Raw genomic sequence first — 22,491 nt, 5'->3', positions numbered from 1 at the left:
GGACGCATTAATGCGTCCCTGGCGTCCCTGGCAAACCCACAATAAAAAAGGGCCCGCAGGGGGCCCTTTACTGTGATGAACCGGGGGTTTAACCGATGGTCATCAGACTGGCGTTGCCGCCTGCTGCTGCGGTGTTGACGCTCAGCGAGCGTTCAATCAGCAACCGCTCCAGCAGCAGATTGGTTTCTCCGCGGGCAAAGCCCTGGACGGAAACAATAGCGCCCTCGCGTGCCGCGATATCGGCACACAGCGTACGCAGCTGATCGGCATCACCGTGGTAGATCACCGCATCAAACTCACCGGACAGGGCATCTTTGGCCAGCCGGATGCGCTGCTGTACTGCCGGTGGCAGCGCTTTCAGCAGGGCGCGATGCAGCTCATCATCCTGCCACAGCGCCTGACTGCCGACGCTGGTAACCGCAGCCAGCTGGATCAGCGCATCCTGCTCATTATCGGCCAGGCAGAGCACGCGTTCACGTGGCAGCAGGCTAAAGGTGTTGCGTTCGCCCGTTGGCCCCGGCAGCAGACGCACCGTACCCGCCTGCGACAGCTCATCATAGCGCTGGCACAGCGCCTGCAATGCTGGCTTATCCTGCGCCCAGTTCTGCAGCGCCTGGTGTGCACCCATCAGCGTTGTACGCACGCTGCTGTCAACCGGCTGCTCAGCATCCTGACGATCGAAGGTCAGGCGCAGCGCGCCATCCGGACGATGTGCCAGCAGGCGGTAGAGATAGAGCGGGCCACCCGCTTTCGGGCCGGTACCGGAGAGGCCTTCGCCGCCAAACGGCTGCACGCCAACTACGGCACCGACCATATTACGGTTCACATAGAGGTTGCCGACGTGCGCGTTTGCAGTAACCTGCGCGATGGTTTCATCAATACGCGTATGTACGCCAAGCGTCAGGCCATAGCCGGTGGCATTGATCTGCTCAATCAGCTGCGGCAGGCTGCTGCGTGAGAAGCGCACCACGTGCAGCACCGGTCCGAAGATCTCTTTATCGAGATCGCTGACCTGATCCAGCTCAATCAGCGTGGGTTTGATAAAGGTGCCGCTCTCCCACTCTTTACGGTCCTGCGCATTCTCCTGCACCGCCTGATAAACGGTAAAGCCTTTGTTGCGCATCGCCTGAATGTGACGCTCGATGCCCGCTTTCGCTTCCTGGTCGATAACCGGACCGATATCAGTTGAAAGACGCTCCGGGTTGCCCATGCGGCACTCCGCCATCGCGCCGCGCAGCATCTTAATGGTGTGATCGGCGGCATCTTCCTGAATACAGAGCAGACGCAGCGCCGAGCAGCGCTGGCCGGCGCTGTCAAACGCGGAGGCAACGATATCCACCACCACCTGTTCGGTGAGAGCAGAGGAGTCAACGATCATGGCGTTCATGCCGCCGGTTTCTGCGATCAGCGGCGTCGGACGCCCCTGGGGATCGAGACGACCGGCAAGATTACGCTGCAGCAGCGTTGCCACGGCGGTTGAGCCAGTGAACATAACGCCGCGCACGCGCTCATCGCCGGTGAGCTGTGCGCCCACGGTTTCACCCTGACCGGGCAGCAGCTGCAGCACACCGGCGGGAACGCCTGCATCCAGCAGGATCTGCACCGCCTGCGCCGCGATAAGTGGCGTCTGCTCGGCCGGTTTTGCCAGCACGCTATTGCCGGCAGCCAGCGCGGCGGCAATCTGGCCGGTAAAGATCGCCAGCGGGAAGTTCCACGGGCTGATACAGACTACCGGACCCAGCGGACGATGCGTTTCGTTGTCAAAATCATCGCGTACCATACCGGCGTAGTAGTAGAGGAAGTCTACCGCTTCGCGCACTTCGGCGATGGCATTGTTGTACGTTTTGCCCGCTTCGCGCACCAGCAGACCAATCAGCTGCTGCATCTGCGCTTCCATCGCCTGACCGGCACGCTCAAGGATCGCCGCGCGCTCGGCTGGCGGAGTGGCAAACCAGATCGGTCCGGCGCCGACCGCCGCATCCAGCGCGGCAGAGACTTCGGTTTCGGTGGCTTCGCGCACGCTGCCGACCACGTCAGCCGGCGCCGCCGGGTTCAGTACCGGCTGGCTGACACCCGTTTCCAGGGTGCCCTCGATCATCGGCTGGGCCACCCATGGCTGGCTGGCGCTGTTCAGCAGGGCGCTGGAGAGTGAGGCGAGGCGATGTTCATTCGCGAGGTCGAGACCCGCGGAGTTCGGACGCTTGTCGCCATAAAGATCGCGCGGCAGCGGGATCTTCGGATGTGGCAGACCCACGGCGCCTTCGGCTGCGCCCATTTTTTCTACCGCTACCACCGGGTCAGCAACCAGCTCATCTATCGGCAGGCTCTTATCGGCGATCCGGTTAACAAAGGAGGTGTTGGCACCGTTTTCCAGCAGGCGACGTACCAGGTAAGCCAGCAGCGTTTCGTGCGTGCCCACCGGCGCGTAAATACGGCAGGGACGGCTGAGTTTGCCATCGGCCACTTTGCCCACCACCTGTTCATAGAGCGGCTCGCCCATGCCGTGCAGGCACTGGAACTCATACTGGCCCGGATAGTAGTTATTACCCGCCAGATTATAGATAGCGGCCAGCGTGTGGGCGTTATGCGTGGCAAACTGCGGGTAGATCTGGCTCGGTACCGCCAGCAGTTTGCGGGCGCAGGCGAGATAGGAGATATCGGTATACACCTTGCGGGTATAAACCGGATAGCCTTCAAGGCCTTCCATCTGCGCGCGCTTGATTTCGCTGTCCCAGTAGGCGCCTTTCACCAGACGGATCATCAGGCGGCGACGGCTGCGCTGTGCCAGATCGACCAGCGAGTCGATCAGCATCGGGCAGCGTTTCTGGTAAGCCTGAATCACGAAGCCAATCCCGTTCCAGCCTTCCAGCTCAGGCTCAAAGCAGAGTTTTTCCAGCAGATCCAGCGACAGCTCAAGGCGATCGGCCTCTTCGGCATCGATATTGATGCCGATGTCATATGAACGTGCCAGCAGCGTCAGCGATTTCAGGATCGGATAAAGCTCTTCCATAACGCGATCGTACTGGGCGCGGCTGTAGCGCGGATGCAGCGCAGAGAGTTTGATCGAGATGCCCGGGCCTTCATAAATGCCGCGGCCGTTGGAGGCTTTACCAATCGCATGGATCGCCTGCTGATAAGAGAGCAGATAGGCTTTCGCATCGGCGGCGGTCAGGGCCGCTTCACCGAGCATATCGTAGGAGTAGCGGAAGCCTTTCTCTTCCAGCTTGCGGGCGTTGGCCAGCGCCTCAGCGATGGTCTCGCCGGTAACGAACTGCTCGCCCATCAGGCGCATGGCCATATCCACGCCTTTGCGCACCAGCGGCTCGCCGCTTTTACCGATAATACGGTTCAGCGAGCGGGACATGCTCGCTTCGTTATGGGTTGAGACCAGGCGTCCGGTAAACAGCAGGCCCCAGGTCGCGGCGTTAACAAACATGGATGAGCTGCGGCCCAGGTGCGACTGCCAGTTGCCGTTGCTGATTTTGTCGCGGATCAGCGCGTCGCGGGTGGGTTTATCCGGAATACGCAGCAGCGCTTCTGCCAGGCACATCAGCGCCACGCCCTCCTGCGAGGAGAGGGAGAACTCCTGCAGCAGGCTTTGCACCATTCCGGCGCGTCCGGTTGCACCTTTCTGGTGCCGCAGCTTGTCGGCAAGGCTATAGGCCAGCTGATGGGTTTTCTCTGCCAGCGGAGCGGGCAGGCGCGCCTGCTCCAGCAGCATCGGCACCGCTTCCGTCTCGGGCCGGCGCCATGCGGCGGTAATTGCGGAGCGGGTAACCGACTGCGGCAGAATGTGTTCAGCAAAGTCGAGGAACGGCTGCAGGCTCTCTTCGGGCAGGTTCTCTTCTGCCGTGGTTTCACTGGCCTGCAGGGGAATTTCCGGCAGGGTCTCGCCCGCTTCAAGCTGGGTTAAGTAATTGAAAATAGCCTGCTTAATCAGCCAGTGAGATGTGCGATCGACCTTCTGTGCTGCCAGCTTAATGCGCTCGCGGGTGGCTTCATCCAGCTTCACCCCCATGGTAGTTGTTCCCATGAATTCCTCGTCTTGAAAAATAAATCAACATCAGCGTGGGCTGCACTATCACTCATGTTGCAACTTTGTGCAACCGTGTTAAATGTGACCCAGGTTGCATGCCTGAAAGCCGTTTGTTTGTTAACTGTAAAGAAACGGCACGTTTCTTGCTGCAAGAATCTCGCCAGAGTTGCAACCGGGTTCACTAAACCGCAAAAAGCCGCGTTTCTGGTGCAACCAAAAGTTTGAACGGGCGCAACCTTTGAGCAAAGAAATGAGAAAGAGAGGTGAAACCCAGGTAACAGCTGTGTTAAATCCATTGTGCGCATCGCACCTTTGCGGCAGGATACCGCGCCTTAAGAGAAATTCGCTTCTCTGGCGGCGGTAACGCGCAGTGGCCACCCCGTTCCGGTGCTGCCGCGCTGATTCGACTGCCGTGACAAAGAGGGTAAGTGATACGTCGCGCCAGGGAGACGCCCGGCTAATGCTGCTGAGGCAGGGCGGGCAAAGAATTTCTCTTAAGCAATTACATAATAAGTGGAGAGAGTATGAGTATAAGTACACCAATGCTGGTGACCTTTATTATCTATATCCTTGGGATGGTGTTGATAGGGTTTATCGCTTACCGGTCAACAAAAAACTTTGATGATTATATTCTGGGCGGCCGCAGCCTGGGCAGTTTTGTTACGGCTCTCTCAGCCGGTGCCTCCGACATGAGCGGCTGGCTGCTGATGGGTCTGCCCGGTGCCATCTTCCTGTCCGGCATCTCTGAAAGCTGGATCGCTATCGGCCTGACAATTGGCGCCTGGCTGAACTGGAAAATTGTGGCGGGTCGTCTGCGCGTGCAGACCGAGCATCACGATAATGCGCTGACGCTGCCTGACTTCTTTACCAGCCGCTTCGAAGACAAAAGCAAGCTGCTGCGCGTGATCTCCGCGGTGGTTATCCTGATTTTCTTCACCATTTACTGCGCTTCAGGCGTGGTGGCCGGTGCGCGCCTGTTTGAAAGCACCTTTGGTATGGATTATCAGACCGCTATCTGGGCGGGCGCAGCGGCCACTATACTCTATACGCTGGTGGGCGGCTTCCTGGCCGTGAGCTGGACCGATACGGTGCAGGCGACGCTGATGATTTTTGCGCTGATCCTGACGCCGGTGATTGTCATTATCGCCGTAGGCGGCTTTGATGATTCACTGACGGTGATCCGCGAGAAGAGCATCGAAAACCTCGATATGCTCAAGGGGCTCAATTTTGTCGCGGTCATCTCGCTGCTGGGCTGGGGGCTGGGCTACTTCGGGCAGCCGCATATCCTGGCACGCTTTATGGCGGCAGACTCCCATCGCTCCATCCGTACTGCGCGTCGCATCGGCATGGCGTGGATGATTTTCTGCCTGGCGGGCGCGGTTGCCGTAGGCTTCTTTGGTATCGCCTACTTCCAGAATAACCCGGCGCAGGCCGCAGGCGTCACGCAGAATGGAGAACGTATCTTTATTGAGCTGACGCGTATTCTGTTTAACCCGTGGATCGCCGGTATTCTGCTTTCGGCCATTCTTGCTGCGGTCATGTCCACTCTGAGCTGCCAGCTGCTGGTCTGTTCAAGTGCGCTGACGGAAGATCTCTATAAGGGCTTCCTGCGTAAAAATGCCAGCCAGCAGGAGCTGGTATGGGTCGGACGTGCCATGGTGCTGCTGATTGCACTGATTGCTATTGCCCTGGCATCCAATCCGGATAACCGGGTGCTGGGCCTGGTGAGCTATGCATGGGCTGGCTTTGGCGCGGCATTTGGTCCGGTAGTGCTGTTTGGTGTCTGCTGGAAGCGCATGACGCGTAACGGCGCGCTGGCGGGAATGGTCATTGGGGCCGCGACGGTGCTGCTGTGGAAACAGTACGGTTACGCTGAGCTGTATGAAATCATTCCAGGCTTCATCTTTGCCAGCATCGCGATTGTGGTCTTCAGCCTGACGGGCAAAGCACCTTCCGCCGCTGCGCAGCAGCGTTTTGCCGCCGCGGAAGCGGAATACCAGGCAGATTAAGGTATTCGCGCGGTGCGTTGCGGCACCGCCATCAAAAAGGAGGCACAGTAATGTGCCTCCTTTTTACGTTGAGGCGTCAGGCAACGCGATCCTGCCGACCTTTCTGAACGGTCATCCCCTGACTTCTCCCCCCTGTGCAGCAAAATAATTTCCCGCAGTGACTTGTTTTTTCTGCAGCGATAATGATAATCGATATCGTTCGCACTTTACGTTTTTTTACGACAGATTTACCCAGCTAAACACTTAAGAGGCAAACGATGTTTGTTCCGTTTCTCATTATGCTCCGTGAAGGTCTGGAAGCGGCGCTGATTGTCAGCCTGATCGCCAGCTATCTGAAGCGCACCGGACGCACCCGGTGGTTCCCGGCGATGTGGGGCGGGGTGATAGCGGCCATTGTGCTCTGCGCGGGACTGGGTATCGCCATCAATGCCACGACCGGTGAGTTTCCGCAGAAGCAGCAGGAGCTGTTTGAAGGCGTGGTAGCGCTGATTGCGGTCGTGATGCTGACCACCATGGTGTTCTGGATGCGCAAAGTTGCGCGCAGCATGCGCCTGACGCTGGAGAAGTCAGTGGATCAGGCGCTGGCAAAGCGGGGCGGCAGCGGCCTGCCGCTGGTGATTATGGTGTTTCTCGCCGTAGCGCGCGAAGGGCTGGAGTCGGTGTTCTTTCTGCTGGCGGCCTTTACGCAGGATGTGGGCTATGCCCCACCTGCGGGCGCGCTGCTCGGCCTGCTGACCGCAGCGCTGCTCGGTACGCTGATCTACTACGGCGGCGTCCGGCTTAATCTGGCCCATTTTTTCCGCTGGAGCAGCCTGTTCATTCTGTTTGTAGCCGCCGGGCTTGCGGCCGGCGCAATCCGCGCTTTCCATGAGGCGGGATTGTGGAACCACTTCCAGGCAACGGCGTTTGATATAAGCAGCGTGCTCTCTGTGCACTCTCTGGCCGGTACGCTGCTTGAAGGCCTGCTCGGCTATCAGGAAGCGCCCAGCGTCAGTGAGGTTGCAGCCTGGCTGCTCTATCTGGTGCCGGCGCTGCTGCTGTTTTTTTTCCCGGCGCCTTCTGCTCCGGCTGCCGCACGCAGCCTGCGCTAAACCCGATTGTTTTAACCTGACTCTTTAACACGGATACCATCATGAATACCACGTTACGCGCTACCGCCTCTGTCGTCGCGCTGCTGCTTTCCGGGGCTGCAGCCGCTGCAGAGATCCCGCAGTTCACCGTCACCGTTACGGATAAACAGTGTGAGCCCATGACGCTGAACGTGCCGGCGGGTAAAAGCCAGTTCATTATCAAAAACCATAGCCAGAAAGCGCTGGAGTGGGAGATCCTGAAAGGGGTCATGGTGGTCGAGGAGCGGGAAAATATCGCGCCGGGCTTTACGCAGAAGCTGACGGCAAATCTGGAAGCGGGTGAGTATGAGATGACCTGCGGCCTGCTGAGTAATCCGAAAGGCAAACTGACGGTGGCCGGATCGGGGCAGTCATCAACGCCAGAGCAGAAAGAGCTGCTGCAGCTGGCTCAGCCTATCGCCGACTATAAAGCGTACGTCCTGAATGAAGTTAACGCGCTGGTAAGCAGTACCAAAGCGTTTACGGCAGCCATTAATGCAGGCGACGGTGACAAGGCGAGAGCGCTCTATGCGCCGACCCGCGCCCACTACGAGCGGATTGAGCCTGTTGCTGAACTCTTCTCCGATCTGGATGGCAGTATCGACGCACGCGAAGATGATTTTGAGCAGAAAGCGGCGGATCCTAAATTCACCGGTTTCCACCGCCTGGAGAAGCTGCTGTTTGCCGATCGCACAACGACCGGTGCCGCGCCTTTCGCCAGTCAGCTCAATGACGATGTTAAAGCGCTGCAGGCGCGCATCAGCGCGCTGGCATTTGCGCCGGTTAAAGTCGTGGGCGGCGCAGCGGGTCTGATTGAAGAGGTGGCTTCGAGCAAAATCTCCGGAGAGGAGGATCGTTACAGCCGCACTGACCTGTCTGATTTCCGGGCAAACGTCGACGGCGCGCAGAAAATTGTGTCGCTGCTGCGCCCGCTGTTGCAGCAGCGGAATCCGCAGCTTCTGGCAAAAATCGATACTAACTTCAGCAAAGTTGACGCAATACTGGATAAATACCGTACGGCTGAGGGTTACGCATCCTATGAGAAGCTGACCGCGGCCGATCGCAATGCGTTAAAAGCACCGATTACCGTGCTGGCTGAAGATCTCTCGCTGCTGCGCGGCACGCTGGGCCTCGATTAACCATGGCTAAACAGCATGATGCCATGCAGCCGGCACGTCGCCGGTTACTGCAGGGGCTGGGTGTGCTGGGCGGTGCGGCTGCGCTCGGGGGCAGCTGTCCGTTCCACGCTGGCGCAGCAGAGCATTTTTATCCGGGCACGGTTGCACCTGATGCGCGTCAGCAGGTACAACCATTTTATGGTGCGCACCAGGCGGGCATCCTGACGCCGCAGCAGGCCGCCATGATGCTGGTGGCCTTTGACGTGCTGGCCGACGGTAAAGCGGAGCTGACGCGTCTGCTGCGGCTGCTGACGGAGAGGTTCGCCTTTCTGACGCAGGGCGGACCCGCACCAGCGGTGACAAATGCGCAGCTGCCGCCGGCTGATTCCGGCATTCTCGGTGCCACTATTGCACCAGATAACCTGACGCTGACACTCTCCGTGGGCAGTTCGCTGTTTGACGAACGCTTTGGGCTGGGCGCGCACAAGCCTGCACAGCTGCAGGCCATGACACGCTTCCCCAATGATTCGCTTGACGCCAGCCAGTGCCACGGGGATTTACTGATTCAGATCTGCGCTAATAGTCAGGACACCGTGATCCACGCGCTGCGCGATATCATCAAACACGCTCCCGATCTGCTGGCGATACGCTGGCGGCGCGAAGGGTTTATTCCTGAGCACGCAGCGCGCAGTCACGGGCAGGAGACCCCGATTAATCTGCTGGGTTTTAAAGACGGTACGGCGAATCCGGATGCGCAAAACGGCGCGCTGATGGATAAAATGCTGTGGGTCACGGCCGATCAGCAGGAGCCCGCCTGGACATACGGCGGCAGCTATCAGGCGGTGCGGATTATTCGTTTCCGCGTTGAGCAGTGGGATCGCACGCCGCTGGGTGAGCAGCAGACTATTTTTGGCCGGGAAAAGCTCAGCGGAGCGCCGCTTGGCGGGCATCATGAGCATGATGAGCCGGATTATGCCAGCGATCCGGATGGGGATGTGATAGCGCTGGATGCCCATATCCGGCTCGCTAACCCGCGTACGCCTGAGACGGCGGACAGCCTGATACTGCGGCGCGGCTACAGCTACTCTGCCGGGATCACCGGTGCAGGGCAGCTTGATATGGGGCTGCTGTTTATCTGCTATCAGCACGATCTCACTAAAGGTTTTATCGCAGTGCAGCAGCGGCTTAACGGTGAGGCGCTGGAAGAGTATGTCCGACCCACCGGCGGCGGCTACTTTTTTGCGCTGCCGGGCGTCGCCGATGCCACGCGCTATCTTGGTCAATCGCTGATTGAGGCCTGAACCCTGCTTCCGGCAATGCGTGTTGCGGCAGATTAGCGTTATGCTCTGCAAAAGGATCCGCAAAGGATCCTTTTGACATTTTATATAACGCATTATTTTAATTGAATTTTTTATGGGAAGCGCCTGATGCCATCGCCACAACAAATCTTAATTTGCATCTAAAAGTAAAAATAGTGTTGCAAATTTTCGGCGCTATGTTTCACTTTACTCATAAGCGTTGTCAGTTTTGTGGCATCAGCCACTGGAGTTCGCGCATGAGGCGTTCCATTCCGGAACCAGCAGGTGTAACACAGCAAGCGCAGTTCTCTGCGGGAGAGAGCCTCCTGTCAACGTTTTACTCATCTTTCATCCACTATCTTCATCATCCCGTTTGTTTTTATCCGGTGCGCTGCGGCGTTTCGGCGCTGTTGTACACCCCGTTTTGTGTATCAGTACGGCTAAAAGGAAGCCAACGTAACCTCTAAAGCGTTCAAGTCATCGCCGCGGGTGATCCGTCGCGATTCATGAAACCAACTGTAAGGTGCCACTATGGGAAGACAGAAAGCAGTGATCAAAGCGCGTCGTGAAGCTCGTCGTGTGCTTCGTAGTGACTCCCGGAGTCATCGTCAGCGCGAAGAAGAATCGGTCACTTCGCTGGTGCAGATGGGCGGGTTAGATGCAATTGGCATGGCGCGCGATGTGCGCGACCGGGCACCAATTGCAGCCCGGAATGAAGCTCAGGCGCACTATCTTAACGCCATAGAAACGAAACAGCTGATATTTGCAACCGGTGAAGCTGGCTGCGGTAAAACCTGGATTAGCGCTGCAAAAGCAGCTGAGGCCCTGATCAATAAGGATATCGAAAGGATTATCGTGACGCGCCCGGTACTGCAGGCGGATGAAGATCTCGGTTTTCTGCCCGGAGACATTTCCGAGAAATTCGCCCCCTATTTCCGTCCGGTTTATGACGTTCTGGTTAAACGTCTCGGCGCTTCCTTTATGCAGTACTGCCTGCGGCCTGAAATCGCCAAGGTAGAGATTGCGCCCTTCGCCTATATGCGTGGACGTACTTTTGAGAACGCAGTGGTTATCCTCGACGAGGCACAAAACGTTACCGCTGCACAGATGAAGATGTTTCTGACCCGCCTGGGGGAAAACGTCACGGTTATCGTTAACGGTGATATTACCCAGTGCGATCTGCCCGCCAGCGTCCAGTCCGGTCTTGCCGATGCGCTGGCGCGCTTTGAAGAGGATGAGATGGTGGGCGTGGTGCGCTTTGCGAAAGAGGACTGCGTTCGCTCAGCACTCTGCCAGCGCACGCTGCACGCCTACGGCTGATAGCATCCCATCCCGTTGATAAACCCGGCCCCGGCCGGGTTTTTTTCTGTCCCTAATTTCACCGGCAAAGCATGACGACCTTTCAGAGTGATGAGAGTTGCAGCGGTTCGCTAACGCGGTAAGATTGATCTTTTTTCAGGGAGCAAAACCAATGAAAAACGTCGTCCTGAGTATGCTGGCAAAAATATCGCACATCGATGCGGACATGAAACAGCTGACCGCCCGGGTTGAAGCACAGTCGCTGCTGATTAGCGCGCTGGTACTGGCCGTCAGCAGGCAGGGTGGAGTGACGGAGATGATCGATGCGGCTAATAAAGCGATCAATACGGTTATCGACTCCGCTGAAAGCGATGAGGTGCTGAGGTCCGATGCCGCTATTCTGCTAAGCGAATTGCAGAATCTGCTGACTATCTCTCAGGCCGTGGATAAAGCCGATGGTGAAATTAACCATGCAGGACTGAGCGAGCTGACCGGCGTTGCGGCTGCTGAACCCGTTTTACCCGCTAAAAAGTAAGCTGGCCAGACACAGCAGATAATCAAGCCTGAACGCGCGTTCAGGCTTTTTTCAGGCATAAATTCATGCCGCGGCTGGCTTATTCGCCGTTAATACGCTGTTTCATTTCACGCTGGTGCTTGTGATAGTCCTCTCCGCACTCTGCAGAGCAAAATGCAGTATCGGCGACAACGCGTTCATCTCTGCACCAGATACAGTTGCCCGTTGCGCTCACCAGACGTGGTTTACGCGCAAACAGGGCGCTCTCCAGATGAGCGGCTTCTCGTTCCTGTGCCAGATCTACATCATCCATAACTTTTTCCTTAATAAAACATATGTTTCTTCAGGCCCCACGGCCCTGACCACGTTGATGACAATCCAGGAGGTGTCTGCAACATGGCGTCTCCTTCAGCAGGTTTGAGCGAAAGAGGTAGCTGATACCCGCATCCGGTTTATGCCTGCTAAATGTTGCTGCCGGGTCAGTTTAGCAGAGGCGGAGCAGAGCTGCGGTCTGAGTTTGCTGATGATGGCGCATTGCGGTCAGGAGTGGGCACCTGAATCCGATAATATGCATTGCACAAATTGGCAGGGGACGCAACCTTACAGGGGCGCCATCTATGGCGCCCTGGCCATCGGGTACGGGGCATAAATGACGGCAGGGACGCATAAATGCGTCCCCTACGGACGGCATCTGTCATTTATTAAGTTTGGATGCAACCTTACAGGGGCGCCATTTATGACGCCCTGGCAATCGGGTGCGGTGCATAAATGACGCCAGGGACGCATAAATGCGTCCCCTACAGCGGCACCTGTCATTCGACGCAATCACGCAGGGGCGCCATTTATGGCGCCCTGGCATTATGCGTAAAACGCATAGCATGGCACAAAACAGCTTCAGGTAAACCAAACCAGGCTAATGTTTTCACATTAGATTTTATGAAAATAATGCGGCAGGTACAAAAAAGCCCGCATAACGCGGGCCTGGTTGAAAAGAGGGCGGTTATCCGTGACGGCGGAACTGCTGGGACTGACTGAGCATTACCCTGCCAGCAACATGGAGCATAGAGAGTTCTTCTTCTGAGATAGACCATTCACGATAACGGGGATTGTCAGAGATAACGATAATTTCGCGCTTAACTTTTTGCAGGCGCTTAACAAACATATCGCCGTTGAAGTCAAAGACGTAAATTCCATCCCCATCAAACGTACTGACAGCTACGTCTACAAAGATGAGATCACCGGGCTCAATGGTTCCCTCCATGCTGTCACCGCGGACGTTGATCAGCTTAACAGAGGTTTCCGGCCGGTTGCCGAATATCACGCGCGCCTGATCCGGAACATATTCAATAGACCTTATGACTTCAACCACATCTTTAGACGGCGACCCGTCTCCGGCACTTGCAGAAACGTCAAGAACATCAATCCTGTACACATCTTTTCTCCCCTTTTTTATAATGGAACTTACACTGTATGAATCTACAGTATCATTAGCCTCATTAGAAGAGAATAGCTCAGAAACAGGAACTGACAGGGCTGCTGCAATTTTGTGTAGCAGACCATCACTGTATCCCTGTATGCCGCGTTCCAGGCGTGACAGATTGCCCACGTCGCTATCTGTACGCAGGGCAAGTTCACTCAGGGTCATCTTATTCGCTTTGCGAATCTGTCTGATTTTATCGCCTATTTTCATAGCGGATAGTTAACCTTTTTTATGCGGTACACGCAAATCGCCTTGCGCATATTTGATTATACTCATAATATGCGTGATACGCATTATTTAAATGCATTGCCACAATGCCATCGCGGAAAGTGCGTGTATAGAAAAAAGTGAAAATTTATGACGCTAATCAGGCCCGGACTGCGGGCCGTGGAGACAAGTATGGCAGATACCGAAGAGGGATTTACACGTCTGGCAAACGCGCTGTATGAGGAGCTGATAGGGGCCAGCCTGACGCGAAATCAGGCCAAAGTCGCACACGCCGTTTGCCGGAAAACCTGCGGCTTTAATAAAAGCATGGACCGTATTGCTGACAGCCAGATAAGCCAGTTAACCGGGCTGCCAAGACAGAAGGTTAACAAGGCAAAAAATGAGCTGATTCAGATGGGTGTGCTTATCCGGGAAGGGACGATGATCGGCCCAAATAAACACCTTTCACAGTGGCAAATACCGGGGTGTCACCGGGAGGGTGTCGCTGTCACCAAATCAGCGACAGCGCTGTCACCAAAACAGAGGCATACAAAAGACACTGTGACAAAAGACAATAATTCTGCGTCAGAGAATTGTGTCGAATCCCCTGACACATCCTCTGCAACGCTTTCTGCATCGCGTCCTGAAGCCGCGGTCCGGACTCCCAGGGGGGACAAGTGGGGAACCGAAGAGGATCTCAAAACAGCCAGGTGGATGTTCAGCAGGGTGCAGATTGTCGCTCCGCATGCCCGGCAGCCCGCCTGGCCCGCCTGGTCAAACGACATCAGACTGCTGCGCTCGGCCCTGCAGGTTACGCACCGCGATATCTGTGAGGTATTTCTCTGGGCCAGCCGCGATCGCTTCTGGCAGTCAAACGTGCTCAGCCCTGCGAAGCTGCGGGAAAAGTGGGACACACTGAAAATTCAGATGAACCAGCCAGACCGTAACCGGGCGGCACCAGCGGGGCAGCAGCCTGCCGTCCACTGGAACAGCCAGGAAGCATGGGAGAACTTCATATGAGAGATCTCGTCACGGCAGTTAATCATCGTGACAGCAGCGCGCTGGCGCGCATGGCCGGTGATGTCCCGCAGCCGGCGGATCGACGCCTGCATCAGGCGATCGAAAAAGTGATAGATGAGTTCTTCAGCGGGCTGAAGCAGGTTTTCCCTGCCTCAGTCAGCACGGTCTGGCGGGATCCGGCAGACGAAGCCGCCGCTAAACGTCAGTGGATAGCCGCCTTAGCGGAGAACGGCGTGACCAGCAAACAGCAGCTTTCAGCCGGCATGCGCCAGGCGCGCGCCAGCGGCTCGCCATTTCTTCCATCACCGGGCCAGTTCATCAGCTGGTGTAAACAGGACGCTTTCGCCGCTGCGGGCCTGCCGGATGAAGAGACGCTCTATAGCAGGGTGATGACCTACTGCGCGCAGCGTGGCGACTATGCCTCTCCGGAGCACTATCCGTGGAAGAGCAACGCCGATTACTGGATGGTTACCAGCCTCTGCAGCCTGATGCGCGCGAACAACCTGAGCGAGTCTGAGCTGCGCATTACGTGCCGCTCTGAGCTGCGCAAAATGTCTGCGCGGATCGAGGCCGGTGAAACAATTCCGGAGCCGCGCAGGCAGCTGCTGAAGGCTGCAATGCCCTCCACCCCGGAAAAGGCGAGGGAGGGCGTGGCCCTGCTGCGCGCTACGCTGAAAGCAAAACGCACTACAGCATGATGCAAAGGATTCAGCACGACATCGATATCCCGCTGTGGCGGCAGATGTACCGCCGGGATAAAACAGGCGAACTGATTAAGCAAAGAGAGGCAGTATGAGCTTAGAAGCAACGGTTAAGTATCATTTTCCGAAGGGGCAGAACTTTAGCGGAACAGCACCGCAGACGTCGCCTGATACGCTTACCGGCATCGACTATATCGCCGCCATAGGTATGACGCAGAGCCGCGTTCAGCTCGGTTACAGCGCTTTCATGGGGAAGATGGGCGTCAGTGAAATCGACGCAGCACGGGCCGTCTCCCTGCTAACTGATTTTGCACTGCAGAGCTGCGATAAGGTTGCCGCCTTTCGCAAGCTTGATGCCGGTGTCAGAACGGCAGTTATGCAAACGCTCGCCGCTTATGCCTGGCTCGATTACTGCCGCAGCGCCGCCAGCGTGAAGCCGTGCGAATGCTGTCAGGCCACCGGATTCATCGAGGCAGAGGTGTTTTCAATGAAATCGCCTCTGCACGGCGGCCTCACCAGAAACGTCAAAGAGGCCGTACGCGTGCTCTGCGGGGCGTGCAAAGGCAAGGGCGTCGTATCAACTGCATGCCGCGACTGTAACGGACGCGGACAGGCAGTGCTAAAAGCGGCAACGGAAAAGCAGGGGGTGCCGGTGAAGAGTGAGTGCAGGCGCTGCTGCGGGCGCGGCTACGAGCGCATACCCTCAACCGAGGCGTATAAGGCAATTTCAGAATTCACCGGCGCTATCAGCCTGGACACATGGAAGAAGAGCGGTAAGCCATTTTACGATCGGCTTATTACTAAGCTGGAAGCTGAGGAAACCCGCGCAGATGCCGCGCTGAAAAGCGCCACTGAATAGCACCCTAAAAAATAGTGTATTAAATTATCGCAGGCTATTTACTTTTCCCGAACCCGGGGGTATACTTTTCAACAGTTGAAGTTGCGTGATGATGTTCAGCCCGCAAACTAAATCAGCTTTCATCACTCTGTGATAATAAAAGAGCCCTGCAGATTCACACGCTGCGAGGGCTTTTTTTATGGGCATTTGAAATATATGACGCCGGTTTCAGGGAGGAATAATGAGAATTCTGTGCGCCCCTTTAATCGTGCTGTGCGCGCCATCTTTTGCTGTGATATCGGATGCGCAACGCGCAGCTAACGATCTGTGCGAAATGGAATGGCGTATAACTGACCGATCAATGTCGACCCATCTCAGCACCAGGCAAATAGTGTCAGAAGAAGTTCAGGCGTTTGAAGCGGATGGGCACGCTCTTTCCGACTACGCTATTGAAAAAGATGACTTCATAAGCGTCTCTGTAAAAGGCGCAGAAACCTACAGAAAGATGGCTAAGGGTGTCAGCTATCCCTATGCAGATACAAGAGATTTTTTGCGGGGAAGAATGATGCCGCTGTGTATCAAAAACGTTCTGGAAACGCTTAAAAAATAATCCTGAATAGTTTATTTCCTTTTCTAAAGGCACTGCTTCGGCGGTGCCTTTTTCGTTTCCGCCCCCGCCACTCAATGCGACATCAATGCTATCCGTTGTGGCGGAGGGCCTCTTTTCTTCTGTTGATCAACAGCACCTGTCCGATCGGACGGCGTCTGCGAGCACTCAAACTATGAGCAAACTTGTTACTGGTGTTGCCCTGGGCACGTCCGGGGGCACCATTCTTAACGGTGTACTCACCAGCCTGAGTCCTGATGAGTGGTCTGCCATCGGCGTACTGGCAGGTATTGCCGGCATCATCATTACAGGGCTCATCAACTGGTACTTCAAACGCAAGGTCGCCAACGCTCAGGTAAAAGCACTTGAGAAATATGGTCCGGCCGTAAAAGTGGAGGAGGATTGATATGACTATGTCCGGCAGCGTGCGCAGAAAACTGATCGCCGCCGCAGGTGGCGGCTCCATGCTGATTGCCACCCTGTTTCTTGGCGGAAAGGAGGGAGCGGAAGGGCGTACTTATAAAGCTTATCAGGATGTGGCCGGCGTCCGGACCGTCTGTGACGGGCATACCGGCAGCGATATCATCAGCGGCAGGCAGTATAGCGATAGCGACTGCGATCGGCTGCTGCAAAACGATCTCCGGTCCGTTAAAAAGGTGGTCGATGGCGTAGTAAAGGTTCCCCTGAGTGAATACCAGCGCGCATCGCTATACAGCTTTGCCTATAACATCGGCCCGTCTGCTTTCACCCGCTCCACTCTGCTCAAAAAACTCAACGCTGGCGATCGGGCTCAGGCCTGCGAAGAGCTGCGCCGCTGGGTCTATGCCGGTGGCATAAAATGGCGCGGGCTGATGCATCGTCGCGACATGGAACGCGCTTTGTGCCTGGCGGAGAGTAGTGATGATTTGGCTGATAAATAACGGGCATCTGGTTCTCAGGCTCTTCCTTATGGCGACGGTTGTGATATCTGCCGCCGTTGCCAGTCACTATCACTCGCGAATGTTGCAGGCGCAGGAGGAGATCTCCCGGGCAGTCCAGGCCCGGAAAAAGGCGGAGTCAGTAACCAGCAACCTCATTACCGCAGTAATGCTCTTTAACGATATCGCAAAGGCTGCTCATCATGATCGATATCAAAACGACGCTGAAAGCGAGAGGCGCGTTGTCTACATCAGGCAGGCGGTTAAAGAGGATGCGTGTTCCGCTCACTCTGTTCCTGCTGATGTGGCTGACAGCCTGCGCAGACACAGAGAAAGAATACGTTCAGCTTCCGGCAATGCCCGTTCCGGCAGAGCTGCTGGCTGACTGCGAAATCCCCCCCGTACCCGATCCTATGACCTGGGGCGACAGCCTCGAACTTAACGAAAGGCTTATGACGTCGGTTGAAAACTGCAACCGGGATAAGCGCGCCATAAGAAAAATTGAATCGCTCCGGTAACTCATCAGGCGATTTTCTCACTATCTGCATTTTGCAGGTTATTTACCTTAACCGAAAAATAAAGCTTCTCCACGAGCAAACAGGCTCAATAAACCCTAAAAGGAAATATCATGATCGAAGTAAATTCATTTGCTGAACTCCGCACCACCAAACCTTCTGCATCAGGTGAAATTGCATTTCTTAAGCGCTATTACGACAGGGACTCAACCTTTAATGGTGGTGGCCGCTTTGTAGGCTTTGTCGACACAAAGGGTAAAGCCCCTGCGGATGACAGTGGCACCGTTGCGGTCTCTTCTGCCGGCGACTATTACTGGCAGCGTATTATTGATGATGTATCCGCTATTAATATTTTCCATTTTGGCGGCAAGCGCTTACGCGGCTCGGTTTCATTTGATGCCGATAACGGCGCAGTTAACCACAATGCCTGTATCAACATGTACCGCTGGGCCAGAGGCTTTGTATCACTGGTTGATGATCCGAACAAAAACCCTATCCGCGATATCGGAATACGTTTTCCTGCCGGTAAGTTTATTATTAATCCTGTCGATTTAACCGGTGAAGGCGAGCTGCCATTCTTCAATCTCTATGGCGACGACTGCGAATATGGTGTTGCACCCAGAACGATTATTACCTCGGATAAGTCAGCTAACACCGTTTTCAAAATTAAAGCGCGCCGGACGGCTATTCGCGGTATTTTCTGGGATGGTCAGGCGACCGCCGATACCACGGCAAACACCGGCGCGATTACCACTGCAATGGTAAGTAACCAGCAGCCATTTTTTGAAAATATTACCATTGAAGGCCAGTACATCAACGTCACCTGTTTTCGTGTGGAAAACAATGGTAACTCGGTGTTCAGGTTTATCGATACGCTTGATACGCGACTGGATCAGATTTACTCCAGCAATACCTATGGTCGGGTATTTGATATTACCTGGTCCGATTCACCCCAGGGTAACTGGGACCACTCAACGGCCGTGGAGCTAACCAACTCCAATTTCCAGCACGGTTATGGTGATGCCACGCTGTTTATGCCGCGCGTGGGGCAGGGCCTGATCCGTAATGTATGGATTGAACATACGCGCTTCCCTGGCGATCTGAGTAATGGTCAGTGGATCATTGATGCGCTGAGCATCGAATCCTCCATTAACCCGCTGAAGCTTAACTACTCACGTGTTCTGATGCGCCAGCTAAGCCTGCAGTCCGGTTCCAGCATTGATACCGAGCGCACCGGCTTTGCGCTGCTTTCAAACTATGAACAGGGCTGGCGCCGTGATGAGAACTTTGGCACCCAGATGACGGGTTCGATGAAGGCGGGCTGGTACTCGGGATATCGCGTCTCCAATACCAGCACGGAAGATAAGTGGTTCCGCCTTGGCAAGTTCTTTTTCCCTCGTGCTAATCAGCACTGGAACATCGACATGTTGGGCAAAGCGCTGCGTGATACTCAGACACAGCCAGCTACCGCACCACTGCTTACCAACGTCTGCGGTAAAACATTGCTCAATATTTATCGCGGAGAAAGTTCGGTCGGCGGCAATCTGCATTATGAAGGTGATTCCGGTGTCATCGACTGCATTGTTCGCACCACTGATGATAAAGGAAAATATGCTGAAGTCTGGATCAAGCTTAAAGCACAGTGTGGTGATGTAGTCATCAACCTTACTACTGATGGCCCGTCGCGGTTCGATGGCGGTGAATGTTCACTGTTTAATCCTGATTTGTCTGAAGTGACCAATCTGAATACGGATAACCGCGTTAACCTGTCAACGGTGATGAACTATCACAATGGCACCGCCGGCGTGGGTTATGACGGCAAAGTGGTTACGCTGACGTCCGATCCGGCATCGGCACCGGCCGCATCAGCCACGGCGGCGGGTTACATTACCGTCAGGATTAACGGCGTTAACCGCAAGCTCGCCTATTTTTAACCGCCTGAGAGAGTATTGCGGCAGGTAAAAAAGAGCCTGAACGAGAGTTCAGGCTCTTTTCACTCTCTGTTTTGATCCCAGGTCTCGACAGGTGCCCATCGTATCAGCGTGGGCAGCACGGCGGCGTTCTTGTGCGTTTATAGTTATTCTCCTGTCAGTTAGCTTTGATTGAGCGTTGCCGCGCACCAAAGCTTACTGCTTTGTATGTTTGCGCTTTTTCAGCGCCTGATGTTAAGGAGCGGCGGGACTCAGTTCCGTGCCCCTGCGTTGCTTCAGCGTGCTGCTGATGAGATTAAATGCATCTGATATGTGATTTTATTTTTTTTCAGACGTAAAAAAACCCGCGTTACACGGGCGTAAATTCGTTCAATAAGGGCAAATCATTTGTCAGCGTTAGCTGACGACAGTAAGGATATGCGTTCAGTGTTACTTAAGGAAACAACCATTCGACAAATTACTCTGCATGGCACGCATTGCATAAAAAAGCCCGCTTAGCGCCGGCTTTAAGAGGAAGCATAGTAGCTCAATAGAAGAAAAAGCCCGATAAACCGACATCCCGACCCCGCAAGTGTTAATGTGGTTAGCAGTTACAGATGGGGGATTATGGAAAATGACAATGACAGAGTGGAATTGATAGCTAATGCCATTTTGAAAGCAGCACTCGAACTCGCTGACACCGGGGCTGAAACCACAATCGAAGAGTTGCTGGGCAGGCTTGAGGCCTACCGGCGAGCAACCAATGATGTCTTCATGGCAGATGTATACCGCGATGCCATAGTGATCATTAAGAAAGGCAAGTTATAAACATAAAAAGCCCGCTCAGTGGCAGGCTTATGGGTGAGGGAGCATGAAAAACCAGGATGCGATCCGGATATTTTTTACAGTTCAGGCTTCATTTTCCCAAATACTTTCTCAATATCAGCTTCATATTCTTCTTTGTTATCACTCATGGCCGCCACGCCCGGGAGCTTAACGATGTGCTGCCTGAAAGATTTGACGCCGATTTCGGAAAGAAACAAGTGTAACTTATTGATCGCTAAGCTGTATCGATGTAAATGCCTTAGTGTGTGCAATGCCGCATTTCTGCGGCCTTATCTTATCTAAACGCTCTTTCCGGCTACTAACCCGTAGTAAACGCTATCACGACATTCACAAAGCCAGCAGCTAACAGAACAAAGCCCGGAACGAGGTAATTTTTGTCCCGCTTATTGCGCGCCAAATAGAACATTGCGAACGCAATGCAAAACATCGGAATTGATATCTTCGCAAAAACTGACATGCCATCTCCTTAGCTAAAATTTTCTTCCTGCTATCAAACAGTAAACCAGACGCATTTTCGTCCCGATCGCCAGGCCCGGCACCTTACATTTTAGTTACCGTTAACCGGCACCACAGCTTATTGATTATCTCGGCGGTACAGCGCCCACTCCTCGATACGCTCCCCACCCGGAAGGGTGCAGTAACCTGAATCACCATCAGGACCTTTAACTATGTCTGGTTTACCCCCCATTTTTTCACAATAAACTGAGGCAGGGTTAGACATGCCTGTTTGCTGAGGCTTGTCTGTCCGGGACGAGCATGCTGCCAGTAATACACTGGAAGCAATCAGTAGAATAATTTTCATTACGGTCCTTATTTAAAGTCTATTGAATGACTTTAACTCAAACCTGAATTAACCAGCCAGTGTTAATTCACATGTGATTTACTGATATATGAGCAGACCAGGGGTGGAGGCTTAAAAGAGCCATTCACGCGAGCCGCAGCAAATACATATCCATACCAGTCAGCAGGTTCGCAAAAGATACGCCTGGCGCATCTTGATCGGATCTCCGATCGATACTACTGTATTTATATACAGTTATTATCAGAGGAGGATTTAACCATGCCATGCGAATACCAGATAAAAGAAGCATTCGTCAGTTCCATCAAGCGCGAGCCATCAGGCCGCAGCACCGTTGCCACTTCTGACTTCGTAGAGGAGCTGGAGCGCGTTAACTGGCACTTTACGCTCAAGGCAGCCAATGACTGGATCCGGAGCCATACAACCACCTTCCGCGACGCTTCAACGCAGGAGGGCGAGAACATGACGTGGTTCCGGTTCAACCTTAACGGTGGCCTCTGAGGGGTTCCCTTCACCGGCGCAGGACTATACAGAGCCGCGGCTTAACTTTGCCAGGCTATCGATAACCGCGAGGCTATAACCTTCCGTTAACGCGCTGGTTATCTCTCAGAACATCAATAGCGGTCTGCATTGCTATTTTATTATCGCGTAACTTCTGTTTGTTTTGCTGTATCTGGAGGTATTCAAGAAGTGTGCGTGTATTGACTGGCCGTCCGGTTCTGCCGACTTCGATCACAGCATCACCGAGTATGGTTTTTACAGGAGGAAGCTGGGCAGGGTACCAGTCCAGCGTGTCTTCAGATTTCATATCAAATTTCTCAGGGACGGGCAGTATATCACATGACAGGGGATATAGCGCCCGACTATAAAAACAATCATTCCTGTTATGGTTCCTTCTCATCATTATTGTTAGAAACCTGTGAGGCAATCTTAACCAGCGCGACGCTACCTGCGCCGGCGAATGCAATCATTAGAATGATAGCGATCCAGCATGGAAAATTCATTTTGTACTGTCGCTTATGGCCTCCTGTATGAAGGCGCCATCAAGCCTGACATTGCCTGAGCAAATAGTAATCACATCAATTAGCCGTACCATGTGTTAGCGCAGGCAGTCACGAAGCATGAAGATATAGGGAAAATGATCACGGAAGGGCTGAGTTGGTCGCTTGCGCCATCTCAAAAGCTGTATGTGAGCTCATGTCTGAAGGTCATGATGTCACTGTCGAACCCGGTCGGAGGTTCTCATCCCCCTCTCACTGTGCAATATG

21 protein-coding genes and 1 pseudogene are annotated in these 22,491 nt (G+C 54.6%); 17 read left to right on the top strand and 5 right to left on the bottom strand.

All coding sequences use genetic code 11. From position 1 onward, the window contains the following. Positions 1-88: 88 nt before the first annotated feature. Positions 89-4,033 (bottom strand): trifunctional transcriptional regulator/proline dehydrogenase/L-glutamate gamma-semialdehyde dehydrogenase, encoded by a 3,945-nt coding sequence (putA, locus tag B4056_RS16100; protein WP_113655075.1) that lies wholly within the window; start codon positions 4,031-4,033, stop codon positions 89-91. Positions 4,034-4,560: 527 nt separating this feature from the next. On the opposite strand from putA, the gene putP reads away from it, so the two are divergent. From putP to iraP, 6 genes are all read left to right on the top strand, one after another. Next, positions 4,561-6,045, top strand: coding sequence for a sodium/proline symporter PutP (putP, locus tag B4056_RS16095; protein WP_039385031.1), 1,485 nt, complete (start codon positions 4,561-4,563; stop codon positions 6,043-6,045). Between the two features lie 257 nt (positions 6,046-6,302). Further along, entirely contained in the window at positions 6,303-7,136 is an 834-nt protein-coding gene (efeU, locus tag B4056_RS16090; RefSeq protein ID WP_039385029.1) for an iron uptake transporter permease EfeU, read from the top strand. Between the two features lie 41 nt (positions 7,137-7,177). Then, on the top strand, positions 7,178-8,293 hold the full coding sequence (efeO, locus tag B4056_RS16085; RefSeq protein ID WP_113655077.1) for an iron uptake system protein EfeO: 1,116 nt from the start codon (positions 7,178-7,180) through the stop codon (positions 8,291-8,293). A gap of 2 nt (positions 8,294-8,295) precedes the next feature. Beyond that, on the top strand, positions 8,296-9,573 hold the full coding sequence (gene efeB, locus B4056_RS16080) for an iron uptake transporter deferrochelatase/peroxidase subunit (RefSeq protein WP_288655306.1): 1,278 nt from the start codon (positions 8,296-8,298) through the stop codon (positions 9,571-9,573). 528 nt (positions 9,574-10,101) lie between these two features. Next, complete coding sequence (gene phoH, locus B4056_RS16075; protein WP_039385023.1) at positions 10,102-10,890, top strand: phosphate starvation-inducible protein PhoH; 789 nt, start codon at positions 10,102-10,104, stop codon at positions 10,888-10,890. A 151-nt stretch (positions 10,891-11,041) separates the two neighbouring features. Continuing rightward, positions 11,042-11,404, top strand: coding sequence for an anti-adapter protein IraP (gene iraP / locus B4056_RS16070; protein WP_094111040.1), 363 nt, complete (start codon positions 11,042-11,044; stop codon positions 11,402-11,404). 79 nt (positions 11,405-11,483) lie between these two features. Here iraP and B4056_RS16065 read toward each other — a convergent pair whose 3' ends face one another. After that, positions 11,484-11,696 carry a hypothetical protein gene (locus B4056_RS16065; RefSeq protein ID WP_039385019.1) on the bottom strand — a complete coding sequence of 71 codons (213 nt, stop codon included), beginning with the start codon at positions 11,694-11,696 and terminating at the stop codon, positions 11,484-11,486. A 687-nt stretch (positions 11,697-12,383) separates the two neighbouring features. Next, positions 12,384-13,073, bottom strand: a complete 690-nt coding sequence (locus B4056_RS16060) for an XRE family transcriptional regulator (RefSeq protein ID WP_039385017.1) — start codon at positions 13,071-13,073, stop codon at positions 12,384-12,386. Positions 13,074-13,220: 147 nt separating this feature from the next. Between B4056_RS16060 and B4056_RS16055 the strand changes: the two are divergent. From B4056_RS16055 to B4056_RS16010, 10 genes and pseudogenes are all read left to right on the top strand, one after another. Beyond that, positions 13,221-13,532 (top strand): annotated as a pseudogene (locus tag B4056_RS16055) (replication protein); the annotation flags it as partial. A 264-nt stretch (positions 13,533-13,796) separates the two neighbouring features. Continuing rightward, a complete protein-coding gene (locus B4056_RS16050; protein WP_223811756.1) occupies positions 13,797-14,090 on the top strand; it encodes a hypothetical protein in 294 nt (97 codons plus the stop codon). Next, positions 14,087-14,788, top strand: coding sequence for a replication protein P (locus B4056_RS16045; protein ID WP_094111042.1), 702 nt, complete (start codon positions 14,087-14,089; stop codon positions 14,786-14,788). The genes B4056_RS16050 and B4056_RS16045 overlap by 4 nt, the downstream gene beginning before the upstream one ends. Before the next feature lie 94 nt (positions 14,789-14,882). Beyond that, positions 14,883-15,650 carry an antitermination protein gene (locus tag B4056_RS16040; protein WP_288655301.1) on the top strand — a complete coding sequence of 256 codons (768 nt, stop codon included), beginning with the start codon at positions 14,883-14,885 and terminating at the stop codon, positions 15,648-15,650. 220 nt (positions 15,651-15,870) lie between these two features. Then, positions 15,871-16,239 carry a hypothetical protein gene (locus B4056_RS16035; RefSeq protein ID WP_288655299.1) on the top strand — a complete coding sequence of 123 codons (369 nt, stop codon included), beginning with the start codon at positions 15,871-15,873 and terminating at the stop codon, positions 16,237-16,239. A 172-nt stretch (positions 16,240-16,411) separates the two neighbouring features. Then, positions 16,412-16,642, top strand: a complete 231-nt coding sequence (locus B4056_RS16030; RefSeq protein WP_039385006.1) for a class II holin family protein — start codon at positions 16,412-16,414, stop codon at positions 16,640-16,642. Position 16,643: 1 nt separating this feature from the next. After that, positions 16,644-17,156, top strand: coding sequence for a lysozyme (locus tag B4056_RS16025; RefSeq protein ID WP_039385005.1), 513 nt, complete (start codon positions 16,644-16,646; stop codon positions 17,154-17,156). A gap of 200 nt (positions 17,157-17,356) precedes the next feature. Then, on the top strand, positions 17,357-17,671 hold the full coding sequence (gene lysC, locus B4056_RS16020) for an Rz1-like lysis system protein LysC (RefSeq protein WP_071667929.1): 315 nt from the start codon (positions 17,357-17,359) through the stop codon (positions 17,669-17,671). Positions 17,672-17,781: 110 nt separating this feature from the next. After that, on the top strand, positions 17,782-19,602 hold the full coding sequence (locus tag B4056_RS16015) for an amylovoran biosynthesis protein AmsF (protein ID WP_288655297.1): 1,821 nt from the start codon (positions 17,782-17,784) through the stop codon (positions 19,600-19,602). Between the two features lie 603 nt (positions 19,603-20,205). After that, on the top strand, positions 20,206-20,406 hold the full coding sequence (locus B4056_RS16010) for a hypothetical protein (RefSeq protein ID WP_039385001.1): 201 nt from the start codon (positions 20,206-20,208) through the stop codon (positions 20,404-20,406). A 592-nt stretch (positions 20,407-20,998) separates the two neighbouring features. Here the strand turns inward: B4056_RS16010 and B4056_RS16005 are convergent. Continuing rightward, positions 20,999-21,226 (bottom strand): DUF333 domain-containing protein, encoded by a 228-nt coding sequence (locus B4056_RS16005; protein ID WP_094111047.1) that lies wholly within the window; start codon positions 21,224-21,226, stop codon positions 20,999-21,001. Between the two features lie 258 nt (positions 21,227-21,484). Here B4056_RS16005 and B4056_RS16000 point away from each other — a divergent pair, with 258 nt between their 5' ends. Continuing rightward, positions 21,485-21,724, top strand: coding sequence for a DNA polymerase V (locus B4056_RS16000; protein ID WP_094111048.1), 240 nt, complete (start codon positions 21,485-21,487; stop codon positions 21,722-21,724). 73 nt (positions 21,725-21,797) lie between these two features. Here B4056_RS16000 and B4056_RS15995 read toward each other — a convergent pair whose 3' ends face one another. Beyond that, entirely contained in the window at positions 21,798-22,031 is a 234-nt protein-coding gene (locus B4056_RS15995; RefSeq protein WP_039384996.1) for a hypothetical protein, read from the bottom strand. Between the last annotated feature and the right edge of the window lie 460 nt (positions 22,032-22,491).

The organism is Pantoea sp. UBA7232, assembly GCF_002473195.1.
Lineage (GTDB): Bacteria > Pseudomonadota > Gammaproteobacteria > Enterobacterales > Enterobacteriaceae > Pantoea > Pantoea eucrina.
Note: the sequence above shows the minus strand (reverse complement) of the source record. Positions and strands in the feature narration are given on the sequence as shown.

Coding starts and splice junctions, on each gene's coding strand:
- putA (WP_113655075.1), bottom strand. CDS start 4,033: ATGGGAACAACTACCATGGGGGTGAAGCTGGATGAAGCCACCCGCGAG.
- putP (WP_039385031.1), top strand. CDS start 4,561: ATGAGTATAAGTACACCAATGCTGGTGACCTTTATTATCTATATCCTT.
- phoH (WP_039385023.1), top strand. CDS start 10,102: ATGGGAAGACAGAAAGCAGTGATCAAAGCGCGTCGTGAAGCTCGTCGT.
- efeB (WP_288655306.1), top strand. CDS start 8,296: ATGGCTAAACAGCATGATGCCATGCAGCCGGCACGTCGCCGGTTACTG.
- B4056_RS16035 (WP_288655299.1), top strand. CDS start 15,871: ATGAGAATTCTGTGCGCCCCTTTAATCGTGCTGTGCGCGCCATCTTTT.
- B4056_RS16005 (WP_094111047.1), bottom strand. CDS start 21,226: ATGAAAATTATTCTACTGATTGCTTCCAGTGTATTACTGGCAGCATGC.
- iraP (WP_094111040.1), top strand. CDS start 11,042: ATGAAAAACGTCGTCCTGAGTATGCTGGCAAAAATATCGCACATCGAT.
- B4056_RS16040 (WP_288655301.1), top strand. CDS start 14,883: ATGAGCTTAGAAGCAACGGTTAAGTATCATTTTCCGAAGGGGCAGAAC.
- B4056_RS16015 (WP_288655297.1), top strand. CDS start 17,782: ATGATCGAAGTAAATTCATTTGCTGAACTCCGCACCACCAAACCTTCT.
- B4056_RS16025 (WP_039385005.1), top strand. CDS start 16,644: ATGACTATGTCCGGCAGCGTGCGCAGAAAACTGATCGCCGCCGCAGGT.
- lysC (WP_071667929.1), top strand. CDS start 17,357: ATGATCGATATCAAAACGACGCTGAAAGCGAGAGGCGCGTTGTCTACA.
- B4056_RS16030 (WP_039385006.1), top strand. CDS start 16,412: ATGAGCAAACTTGTTACTGGTGTTGCCCTGGGCACGTCCGGGGGCACC.
- B4056_RS15995 (WP_039384996.1), bottom strand. CDS start 22,031: ATGAAATCTGAAGACACGCTGGACTGGTACCCTGCCCAGCTTCCTCCT.
- B4056_RS16065 (WP_039385019.1), bottom strand. CDS start 11,696: ATGGATGATGTAGATCTGGCACAGGAACGAGAAGCCGCTCATCTGGAG.
- B4056_RS16000 (WP_094111048.1), top strand. CDS start 21,485: ATGCCATGCGAATACCAGATAAAAGAAGCATTCGTCAGTTCCATCAAG.
- B4056_RS16010 (WP_039385001.1), top strand. CDS start 20,206: ATGGAAAATGACAATGACAGAGTGGAATTGATAGCTAATGCCATTTTG.
- B4056_RS16045 (WP_094111042.1), top strand. CDS start 14,087: ATGAGAGATCTCGTCACGGCAGTTAATCATCGTGACAGCAGCGCGCTG.
- efeO (WP_113655077.1), top strand. CDS start 7,178: ATGAATACCACGTTACGCGCTACCGCCTCTGTCGTCGCGCTGCTGCTT.
- B4056_RS16060 (WP_039385017.1), bottom strand. CDS start 13,073: ATGAAAATAGGCGATAAAATCAGACAGATTCGCAAAGCGAATAAGATG.
- efeU (WP_039385029.1), top strand. CDS start 6,303: ATGTTTGTTCCGTTTCTCATTATGCTCCGTGAAGGTCTGGAAGCGGCG.